At 69.6% G+C, this 9,010-nt stretch carries 12 protein-coding genes; 5 read left to right on the top strand and 7 right to left on the bottom strand.

Going from position 1 to position 9,010, the window contains the following annotated elements; translation table 11 throughout:
* Nucleotides 1-265: 265 nt before the first annotated feature.
* Nucleotides 266-1,579 carry an AlbA family DNA-binding domain-containing protein gene (locus IH25_RS41425; RefSeq protein WP_157847059.1) on the bottom strand — a complete coding sequence of 438 codons (1,314 nt, stop codon included), beginning with the start codon at nucleotides 1,577-1,579 and terminating at the stop codon, nucleotides 266-268.
* Nucleotides 1,580-2,135: 556 nt separating this feature from the next.
* On the opposite strand from IH25_RS41425, the gene IH25_RS0132290 reads away from it, so the two are divergent.
* Nucleotides 2,136-2,381 (top strand): hypothetical protein, encoded by a 246-nt coding sequence (locus IH25_RS0132290; RefSeq protein WP_030618869.1) that lies wholly within the window; start codon nucleotides 2,136-2,138, stop codon nucleotides 2,379-2,381.
* 226 nt (nucleotides 2,382-2,607) lie between these two features.
* Here IH25_RS0132290 and IH25_RS42000 read toward each other — a convergent pair whose 3' ends face one another.
* From IH25_RS42000 to IH25_RS0132270, 4 genes are all read right to left on the bottom strand, one after another.
* A complete protein-coding gene (locus IH25_RS42000; RefSeq protein WP_030618866.1) occupies nucleotides 2,608-3,570 on the bottom strand; it encodes a hypothetical protein in 963 nt (320 codons plus the stop codon).
* Nucleotides 3,567-4,109: a hypothetical protein gene (locus IH25_RS0132280; protein WP_030618863.1), complete on the bottom strand. Its 543-nt coding sequence runs from the start codon at nucleotides 4,107-4,109 to the stop codon at nucleotides 3,567-3,569. The genes IH25_RS42000 and IH25_RS0132280 overlap by 4 nt, the downstream gene beginning before the upstream one ends.
* 235 nt (nucleotides 4,110-4,344) lie before the next feature.
* Complete coding sequence (locus tag IH25_RS0132275) at nucleotides 4,345-4,878, bottom strand: GNAT family N-acetyltransferase (RefSeq protein ID WP_342447391.1); 534 nt, start codon at nucleotides 4,876-4,878, stop codon at nucleotides 4,345-4,347.
* Nucleotides 4,875-6,149 carry a hypothetical protein gene (locus IH25_RS0132270; RefSeq protein ID WP_245172949.1) on the bottom strand — a complete coding sequence of 425 codons (1,275 nt, stop codon included), beginning with the start codon at nucleotides 6,147-6,149 and terminating at the stop codon, nucleotides 4,875-4,877. Before IH25_RS0132270 ends, IH25_RS0132275 begins: the two co-directional genes overlap by 4 nt.
* A gap of 237 nt (nucleotides 6,150-6,386) precedes the next feature.
* Here IH25_RS0132270 and IH25_RS0132265 point away from each other — a divergent pair, with 237 nt between their 5' ends.
* The 3 genes from IH25_RS0132265 (at nucleotide 6,387) to IH25_RS42895 (ending at nucleotide 6,995) form a co-directional block, all read left to right on the top strand.
* The gene (locus IH25_RS0132265; RefSeq protein ID WP_157847058.1) at nucleotides 6,387-6,617 is read left to right on the top strand and encodes a hypothetical protein; all 231 of its coding nucleotides are present in this window, start codon (nucleotides 6,387-6,389) and stop codon (nucleotides 6,615-6,617) included.
* Nucleotides 6,614-6,790 carry a hypothetical protein gene (locus tag IH25_RS41420; protein WP_157847057.1) on the top strand — a complete coding sequence of 59 codons (177 nt, stop codon included), beginning with the start codon at nucleotides 6,614-6,616 and terminating at the stop codon, nucleotides 6,788-6,790. The genes IH25_RS0132265 and IH25_RS41420 overlap by 4 nt, the downstream gene beginning before the upstream one ends.
* Nucleotides 6,791-6,863: 73 nt before the next feature.
* Nucleotides 6,864-6,995, top strand: coding sequence for a hypothetical protein (locus tag IH25_RS42895; protein WP_280842553.1), 132 nt, complete (start codon nucleotides 6,864-6,866; stop codon nucleotides 6,993-6,995).
* A gap of 134 nt (nucleotides 6,996-7,129) precedes the next feature.
* Here the strand turns inward: IH25_RS42895 and IH25_RS0132250 are convergent, their stop codons facing one another.
* Nucleotides 7,130-7,522 carry a hypothetical protein gene (locus IH25_RS0132250; protein ID WP_037656047.1) on the bottom strand — a complete coding sequence of 131 codons (393 nt, stop codon included), beginning with the start codon at nucleotides 7,520-7,522 and terminating at the stop codon, nucleotides 7,130-7,132.
* A gap of 54 nt (nucleotides 7,523-7,576) precedes the next feature.
* Here IH25_RS0132250 and IH25_RS0132245 point away from each other — a divergent pair, with 54 nt between their 5' ends.
* The gene (locus tag IH25_RS0132245) at nucleotides 7,577-7,864 is read left to right on the top strand and encodes a hypothetical protein (protein WP_030618848.1); all 288 of its coding nucleotides are present in this window, start codon (nucleotides 7,577-7,579) and stop codon (nucleotides 7,862-7,864) included.
* Between the two features lie 750 nt (nucleotides 7,865-8,614).
* Here IH25_RS0132245 and IH25_RS41825 read toward each other — a convergent pair.
* Nucleotides 8,615-9,010, bottom strand: coding sequence for a hypothetical protein (locus IH25_RS41825; protein WP_167346061.1), 396 nt, complete (start codon nucleotides 9,008-9,010; stop codon nucleotides 8,615-8,617).

Below are 9,010 nucleotides of genomic sequence, written 5' to 3'. Positions count from 1 at the left end.
GTAGCAACCCGGCCTGAAGCGCTACCACCACCAGGCACCAAACTGATCAGCCCAGACCAACCCCATGACTCACTGATCAGAAAGACCGCTCCTGGACAGCCGCCCTCGCGGAGCTGGGAATGGACTGGGCTCGGCCGGTGACGGTCCCCCAGGCCAGGGCGGATAGCCCCTGACCCTCTCCCAGCGTCGTGACCGTGCCCCGGGCCGCTTGAGGCCCGGGGTTCGTCGTGCTGCGGCTGGTAGGTGACCGATGCCGTTACACGTCTCAGCCTGTAAGCGTGTGGCGGAACTCGGGGTTGAGTCGGTCGGTCAGGATGTCCCCCTCGGGAGTCAGTACGTGAGGCTGGTGGCTTCCCATGTCGGCCAGCAGGTCGGAGGCGAGAGCCCAGGCCGCGACGACAGCCTCACGTTTGTCGTTGATGACGGCAGCGAGATCCGCAGTGGTTTGCGCCGGAGTTGCCGGAAGCCGCGTCGGAGCGCCGTGCTCGAAGGCGCTGTCGGACACGACCAGGCGTACCAGCTTGTCACTGCCGTCGTAGCGGTGTAGCGCTGCTGAGAGCATCAGATCTCCGGCAGCTCCGGTCTCTGCCACCCAGGCTGCGGCGGCCTGCACCAGAGCCACGAGGTCGAGTTCGAGTGCACGCTGTGACAGACGATCGGGGCCATCGGAATCGAAGTGGTCGTTGGTGAGCTGGAGGGTCAGCGCGGCGTAGAAGCTGCCGTCCTGATGGAGTTGACCGGTCGGAGTGCCCTCGAAGCGAGCCTGGCGGCGTCCGACCAGCACAGGGCGTTCCGGTTCCACCCGGGTAGTGATGCCTTCCCTAGCGAGTGCGACGAAACGGTCGAACGCCGCGTTCCGCTCCGCCTGAGTGGTCAGGGGGTAGGTGCCGCGGACGGCCGGAACCGCGGCCAGAGTGACCCAGGCCGGGTAGTACGTGGTCCTGGGGCTGCCGCCGTGCTCTGTGCTGGTCAGGTAGGCAGACAGGTAGCCGAGACCTGCGTCGGCTACCTGATGCAGTCGGTCGACGTCGTCGGAGGCCGCCTGGATGCGGTCACGGTAGCGCTGGGCGATCTCGGATTCGGCGAGGGTGCGGGTCGTGGTGCCATGCCGGACGTGCACGCGGAAGTGGTAGTCGTTGCCCGGAGCCGCGACGGCGTGCGGGGCCTGGGGGCTCGGGGGCACGGTGAGCAGCCAGTAAATCTTGCCCTCCTTGACGACCGACTTCACGATGCGGACGCCCACATTGGGTACGACGGGCTGGATCCAGTTCGCGAGCACTGAGCGGATCCACTCCTCGCCGCGGCCCGGGACCGGCTCGACAGGGGCCAGGGCGTGTGCGTGGTCCTGGTTGCCGTCGTCGACTCCGATGACGACCATGCCGCCGGCGGTGTTGGCCATGGCGCTCACATCCTTGGCGAGTTCCTTCTTGCCCGCTTCGGTGCCCTGGTAGAACTCCTTCTTCCAGTCGAGGTCGATGCCCTCAGGTATCTCGCTGTCGACCGCGCGCTGGAGATCGTCCTCGGTAAGGTGGTCGGGGTGTCGTCCCAGGGCGGCCGTGAGCCGTGCGGGCAAAGCCATCGGTACTCCAGTGTGTTCACCTAGTGCTGCTGACGATCGCCAACCAGATCACGCTAAACGGGCTCACCGGGCCATCACCATGCATTTCCCGGAACTCGGCGGTGGCTCGCTCGGCGGGCCGACTGTGCAGCCCGGGCGCACGGCCGACCGTGCCCAGCGCGGATCTCCTCAACGGCGCGGCTGGGTAATGCGGGCGAGGAGGGCGGTGGCGTTGTCCGCGTACGGGTCGCTCAGTTCGTGCGCGCGCCGGACGGCGTCGTCGACCAGGCGCTCGGCGGCGGCGTGCGGGGCGCCGGTCAGGTAGCTGGCGAGGTCGTGGCCGGCGTCTTCGTGGGGTTCGTAGGCGCCGTCGGAGGCGAGCAGCAGCCGGGCCAGGCCGCGAAGGTACTCGAGGGCCGGGTGGCCCCAGATCTGTTCTGTCTCCTCGAGCCCTGGTCCTCGATGACGGCCCGCACGGCGGCACCGGGGCGGGCACGGGCGGTGCTGACCATGACCGCTGACCAGCTGAACGAGGCGCTACTCTCGCCAGACCAGTCACCCGCTCCCGGGGGAAGCCATGCACCGCATCGAGGCCCGACAGATCTATACGACGTGCCGGGGCGGGGCAACCTCCCACTACCCCGAGACCGTCATCGTGCACTCCTACGAGCCAGGCGCGCGAACCGTGGAGGTGACCGACGAGTCCGGCCGGGACCGCCGCGTCTTCAGCATCCCCGCGTCCTACTTCCACGCCACGAACACCACGAAGGCGGGCCGACGCCGGATCACGGGCTACTACCAGACGGGCACCCTGAACGGCTGACCCCCGGGCGGGATGGCCGGCGGGCCGGGACCGACGCCGTGGTCCTGCTCCCCGGCCGCGGCCGTACCGCCCCGCATCGCGGCAGTGAGGACCAGCGGTACCCGTCCTTGCCGCGTCGGTGTGCTCGGCTGCGGGCAGTCGGCGCCGGGTGGCGTTCATGCTCTCCCGCCTCCAAGGAGCGAATCACCCTGCCGGGTGTACAGGCGTGTCCTGCCGCCCGGCCGGGCTACCAGCGGCGCAGGTCCTTGGTGAGTTCACGGTGCCACTCGGTGCGGCGCGGTACGTACGCGTCGGGCGCCGGTCCGAGCGCGACGACCTGGTCCGTGATCCCGTAGGTGACCCGGTAGGCCAGGACCTGGGTGGCGAGGTCCATCCACTCCTGGGTCTTGTGCGCCGGCGGCACGGGACCGAGCACGGTCACGAACCACATGGGCAGCAGGGCGCGGTCGCGGATCGCGTCGGCCAGACGGCCGCGCAACAGCCAGTTCAGCTTCCGCTCCGCCTTGTCGCCTTGCTCGATCAGCGACGCCTTCGCCTGCCTCAGGGAGTCGTCCTGGGCCAGTGCGGCCTGGGCGGTCTGGGCGGGGCCGGCCAGTTGCCGGGCCCGCTGATCGTTCCTCTCGGCGAGGGTGCGGGACATGCCGAAGTCCATGACGGCCTGCTTGAACTCGCGGGACGTGCGCGGCTGACTGGCCAGGATGCCGGCGGCCTCCACCACCTTGTCGCGGTGCTCATCGCGTTCGGCGATCGCGCCTTCGTACTCGCGGACCTTGAGGCGGTGGGCCTCGCGCTGGTGTCCGTGGAGCAGGCCGGAGCGTACGTTCCAGCCGTGGCTGGCGGTCCTGGCCAGCTTCTGCCACTCCGGGTCGATGGTGTCGAGGTCGGCGAGCGGGGCGCCGCCCGCGGCGAGCAGGTGGGCTTCGAGGGCCTGGACGCGGCCGGTCAGCCGCTTGAGGGCCTGCTCGGTGTCCCGGATGTCGTCGCGTACGTCGTCGTCCAGCTCGGTGAGCTGGTTGCGGACGGTGCTGAGGTCGTCCTCGAGGCTGCGGATGTCGCTGCGGATGTCGCGCAGTTCGTAGTCGAGGTCTTCGACCTCCCCCAGCTTCGAGCGCAGTGAGTGCAGCTCGTGCTCCATCCCGCCGGTCCGGGTCTCCAGGCGGCGGACCTGGTAGCTGTAGTCGTCGCTCATCGCCGTGCCTCCTTCGGGTCGGCGCCCGTGTTGTCCATCGAGGCCCCGGCGACGAGCATCCAGCCCACGGCGGTGGCGATGATGAACCACCGGCTGATCACGCTCAGGCTGATGAGAGCCATCAGGAGCGCGACCACGTGCAGGGCGATGGCCCCGAAGCGGCGGTCACGGTGCTGTTCGGTTCCGACCTTCTGGAAGCAGCCGGCCACCGTTCCCGCGAAGTGCGGGACCAGCAGGACCAACCACCACGAGGAGCGGTCAAGGGTGAAGACGAGTGCGATGAGCACCGCGCCGAAGGCCGCCTGGCCGCGCCAGGACCATGTCACGATGCGCTCACTGCGTCTGCGCTCGGGTTCGGCCAGCCGCTCGGGGATCGTCTTCTCGAACTCCACCAGTTCACTGGTGACGTGCACCAGCTGGGCGTACTCCTCCGCGAACCGGTCGCCGTCGGAGTGCTTCAGCACCTCCGCATGGCGAGCGCCGACCTTCTGCTGAAGCTGCGCGAACTGCTCCTCGATCTCCTGCTCGGTGCTGCCCACCAAACCGCCCTTACCTGCGATGCGACGACACGCCGACCGGACGCTTCCCCGGCCGGCGGACACCGCCAGCCGTCAAACCGATCGACCGTATCCGCAGTTGTCCCGGGCCCGCCGGGCAATCAGATGCAGTGGCCGAAACCTTGCCGATCAAGGCCGTGCGTCGATGCCTGGCCAGGGGCTTCGGGCTGGCGACAGATCCGGAGAAGGCGTAGCAGCAGCTGGGCAGCGGCGGCCGTCAGGCCGCGCGCTTGCGGTGCAGCAGCATCACGGCATACAGCGGGGAGTCCGGGAACGGCTGGCTCTCGCCGATCTTCCGGTATCCCCAGCCCTCGTACATCGCCTGGAGCCGGGGCCGCTTGGTGTCCACCGTGAGCACGGCCAGGGCCTCCGGCCGGCCGGCGAGCAGCTCGTCGTGAAGCCGCCTCCCGAGGCTTTGCCCGCGCCACTGCGGCTTCAGCATCAGTTCCGAGACGGAGAACGTCGACGGGTTGGCCAGCTCTTCGCTCAGGTACTCACGCCACCATTCGCGGCCCGGCTCGCCCGGCGCCCCGTAGGTGAACCCGATCGGCTCGCCGTCGGCGTAGGCGACCACGCACGCGAATCCCTCACGTCCGCCCCAGTGCTCCACGAACCAGGGGAAGCGCTGGACGAACTCCTCGTGCCGCCGCTCGTAGTAGGCGCTGGCATGGACGTCGAGCAGGGTCTGCCGGATGCCGGGCAGGTCGGTGTGTCCGTAGCGGCGCAGGTCGATGACGGGTGCCGTGGTCACGCGGGGCTCCATTCGGATCGGTAGCGGTCAGCCCACTCGCGCGCCACTGTGGTGGAGGGCGCGAGTGTGAGGAGATCGCGGTAGAAGTCGCCGAGCAGGACGCGCAGCCGGCCCGGCAGCGGGCTGCCCGACATCAGGGCGAATGCTTCCTCGGTCGTGGCGCAGGCGTGTTCGGCGTCGCCCTGGTGGAGCTGGGCGATGGCGAGGTCCACGATGGTCATGGCGCGGTTGCGCCGGTAGGCGGCCGGCAGTGCGGACAGGGCCCGGTGGGAGGCGGCTTCCGCTTCCGCGGGCTGGCCCAGCCGGCTGCGGACCACCCCGCTCAGGGCGTGCAGTTCCGCGGGCCCGTAGAAGGCGATCCAGGACGGACGGGGGCGTGCCTCTGCTCGTACGAGGGCCTCTTCGGCGTATCCGATGGAACGGATGGCGGCCTGCCGGTCGCCCCGGTGGGCGTGCCCCACCGCGGCCCGGGCGTGCGCGAGGGATCCGAACAGCGGGTCGCGGCGCGTGATGGCGCAGGACTGGGCGGCCTGGGCTGCTGCCACGCCTTCGGCGTAGTGGCCGAGCTGGTGGGCGAGGATCGCGGTGGAGTTCCACACCCGCATCAGCGACACGGCATCCTGGGACAGCCCGGCCAGTCTCAGCGCCTCGTTCACGTGGCTGCGGGCCCGGTCGAGCTGGCGGGCGTCGATGCACGACCAGGCGGCGGTGGTGGTGTAGTCGGCGGCGACACCGAACAGCCGCTGCCGGATCCTCTGCGAGGCGGACCGGTCTTGCAGGCCCACGGCCTCGGCCGCGCCGGCGAGCGCGGCGCGTTCGAGAGCGGCGTGTCCGCCGTGTCTTTGGTCGAGCGCGGTGAGCCGGTCCAGTCCGTCCCGCAGGCGGAGCACGTCGGAGGTGCCCACGCTGGTGGGGCGGGTGCTGGGACGGGTGCCGGCGGCTGGCAGGGCGGTTGCTGCGACGGCGGACGTGGCGGCGGTGCAAAAGCGGCGGCGGAGCATGGCTGAGAGGTCCTCGTGGGGCGGGGCGGGCGTGCCCGGGGGGTAGAAACCGAGGCAGGCGGGGGTGCATCCGAATACTGCCGCCAGGGCGTCGCGCTGGCGCTGGTGCGGCCAACGGGTTTTTCCGGTCACCCAGTTGCGGACCGTGCGGTCACCGACGGTCCCCTTGTGACCGGCCGCCTTCAGCTCCTCGTTCACCCTGTCGGCCAGCACGCCCTGTGTGAAGGCGTGTTCGACCATGTGGGCCTGCAACCGGGAATTTCCTTCCACGCACTCACCGTAGCCGCGTGCTCATGCGGCGTGGAGAGGTTACGGGGATCCCGCCCCGCCAAAATTTCCGGTCACCGCGAGTAGCAACGGGCCGACTTTTCCTACCCATTGCGCACGCCCCGGCGTTGGACTGGACACGCGCCCCGGCGAACACCGCGGGCGCCGGCGGCCGTCCCTCGTTCCCCCGTCGTGGACGGCCGCCGCAGGCTTTTCGACCGCGAGCGCGAGGCACCCCACATGACGACGCGCAGCACGCCGCCCCAGCCCCTTGCCGGGGCCTACGTGGACGCCCCGGCGATCCACCGCGAGCGGCTGAGCACGCAGCAGATCCAAGGCCGCTCATGCTGCTGGTGCAGCGGAACCCCCAGCCCCCGCTTCCCGGTGCCGATACTGCGCGATGCCCCCCTGTACGCCTGCGCCCCGTGCGCGGCCATGTACGGCGTCCCGGCCGTGGAGGCCGACCAGTGATCAGCGCCGAAGACTTCCCGGCCGGGCTGGACCACTGGACCGCACGCGACCGGGCGGACTACCGGGCCCGCATCGAAGACGGCGAAGGCAGCGCGCACGCGATCGACGCCATCCAGCGGCGCATCCGCCGTCGCCGGGCGCAGAACGAGACACCGCAGGAGAGCGCCCGGTGACCGGCACACCGGTGCCCCCCCCACGGCCGGAGTAGGGGACCTGGTCCGCGACACGTCCCGCGGCTGCCAGGCCGTGCTCACCGACATACGCGACAGCGTCCCCTACCTCCGGCCCCGGTACGGCGGCACCTTCACCCAACCGTGGCCCACCACGTGGGCGGCCATCGAGATGATCGCCAAACGCGGCACCTGGGAGCTCACCTGACCGTCAGTCCATGCTCGGGGTGAAAACCCACCCACCCGCGCAGCAGCGCGCTGCCGGACGAAGTCGCCGCTTGCGCCAAGGCGGTGGTGCCGCACTTCGCCCAGGCCGCCCAGGCCCCGTCCAGCGCGGTAGCGCTACGTCCTCCCCGTCGCGCCCCAGCCCCGTACGAAGGCGGCCAGGGCGCGGCGCTGTTCTTCCTCGCGGGCGATCTGCCGGGCGAGCACGTGGCGGTCGATGTAGGGGGCGACGGCGGCGAGGACCAGGCGCTGCAGTTCGTCCGGCTCCAGCGCCTCCACCTCCCACTGCACCGGATGCTGAGGGTCGAAGCCGTAGCGGGCGGCGAAGGCCGGCCATCTCGGGTCGCCGTGCTTGCCCTGGGCCGACAGCAGCTCGTATTCGATGGTCTGCTCCCGGGTCAGCAAGATGCGGCGGACTTCGCTCCAGCAGTCCTCGGTGCGCCGGACCCAGTCCCGTTCGATCTCAGCCCCGCTCGCATCGAAATCGCCGACGTTTCTCCGGGGCGCCACGAGTGTGCGGAAGGAGTTTCCGCAGCTCAGGAGCGGTCCCGAGCACTGTAGCGGATGCAACACCTGTGGTGCACGGGCCTACTCGTCTTCGTCGTCTTCGGCGGCCGGGGCGGCCGGATCGCCTGTGGAGCGGTGAACGATCTTCTTCACCGTCCCTTGCAGGGAACGCAGGAACTCCCGCTCGGCTTCTTCCATCCGGGCCTCGATGTTCCGCTGCCGGACGTCGTCGACCAGACCCTCGATCGTCTCGTCGAGCCGCTCCCGCAGCAGCCCGGGGCGGAGGGCTTCGACCTGACGGCGGTGTGCGCATCGATGCCTTCGCGCATGCGCTCCTCGCGGTAGCGGGCGAAGTTGACGTCGCGGACGTTGACGTCATGGGTGGTGAACCGACCGGAGCGGACGTCATCGGCGGTGATGGCGCTCTGCCTGAACTCCAGGTCGAGTTCACCGTTGCCGTAGCGTTCCATCCGATCGACCACGGAACGAGGGATACTTCTGCCGGTAGGGTCCAGTCGCCGCAGAAGACCACTATCACTCCTTTGCCCTGGTGGGCGTACTGCTGCACCGCCTCCCAAACGAAGGTCTTGGAGGACTGGCCGCGACAGGAGTACAGCCCACGCCCCAGGCCGAGGTGACTGGCAGGCGCACGCCGCCGACCGAGTCGCTTATCCCGCCAGTGTGGTGCGCGCTTCTGACACGGCTGCTGAGGTTGTTCTTTCTGGTGAGAGAGCTGGAATGACGGCCAGCACCTGCAACAGTGGTGTTGCCGCGGGGCCGCTACGCGATGCAGCCGGGTCGAATCCAGGCGTCGAGCAGGGAAGTTGGTGCTCGGACTGATGTCGGACCTGCCGGCCAAGAACTGCTCATCAGAGACCCCCATGCATGTCACCGCCGAACGCGACCGGCGCGTGGGCTCCAGCCAGTGCGCGATGCTCAGCCCAGAGGTGTGGTGTTCGATCAGGATGACGAGGTTCTGGTCGTCGTTTGGGGCGAGGAACCGGCCGACGATCTTTGCGAGGATGTACTGTGTCGTCAGCCTGTGCCCGATCGCACTCGTTGCGCGTACTCGACTGACGGGCCACGGCCGACCGGCTATCCCTTCCGCGTGAACGAGCAGGTGCGATCCTCTTCCTCGAACCGCATCCCGGTGAGGGCGCCGTCGGATGATCGGGTGAAAAGGAGCGAGAAGAGGGTCCTGTCGTATTTCAGGTCGAGGGAAGGGGGCGGGGCGCCCTTTCCTCCGCGATACAGGTACCACTGGCCGCTCCCGCTGAGCCGCAGCTCGTCGTGTGGTCCCTCCCCTGACGGGAATTCAGCGAATGCGAAGTGACCGTTTCTCGCCACATCGAGAGTGGCGCCGCAGTCACCCTTCCAGTGGCCGATCACGGCCGAGGACGAGACAGGTGCCAGACGTTTCTCCTGGCCGGCGCACCCGGTGACCGACCCGAGCAGGGTCGTGCACGCCACCGCCGCGACGATCCATCTCAT

Origin of the sequence: Streptomyces achromogenes subsp. achromogenes (assembly GCF_000720835.1) — a bacterium.
Classification (GTDB): Bacteria; Actinomycetota; Actinomycetes; order Streptomycetales; family Streptomycetaceae; genus Streptomyces; species Streptomyces achromogenes.
The sequence above is the reverse complement of the archived record's forward strand: the minus strand, read 5'-3'. Positions and strand labels throughout refer to the sequence as shown.

What these genes read in the sequence shown, in the direction of transcription:
- IH25_RS0132290 (WP_030618869.1), top strand. Translation starts at nt 2,136, where the DNA reads ATGCACCGCATCGAGGCCCGACAGATCTATACGACGTGCCGGGGCGGG.
- IH25_RS0132265 (WP_157847058.1), top strand. Translation starts at nt 6,387, where the DNA reads ATGACGACGCGCAGCACGCCGCCCCAGCCCCTTGCCGGGGCCTACGTG.
- IH25_RS0132245 (WP_030618848.1), top strand. Translation starts at nt 7,577, where the DNA reads ATGCAACACCTGTGGTGCACGGGCCTACTCGTCTTCGTCGTCTTCGGC.
- IH25_RS41825 (WP_167346061.1), bottom strand. Translation starts at nt 9,010, where the DNA reads ATGAGATGGATCGTCGCGGCGGTGGCGTGCACGACCCTGCTCGGGTCG.
- IH25_RS42000 (WP_030618866.1), bottom strand. Translation starts at nt 3,570, where the DNA reads ATGAGCGACGACTACAGCTACCAGGTCCGCCGCCTGGAGACCCGGACC.
- IH25_RS41425 (WP_157847059.1), bottom strand. Translation starts at nt 1,579, where the DNA reads ATGGCTTTGCCCGCACGGCTCACGGCCGCCCTGGGACGACACCCCGAC.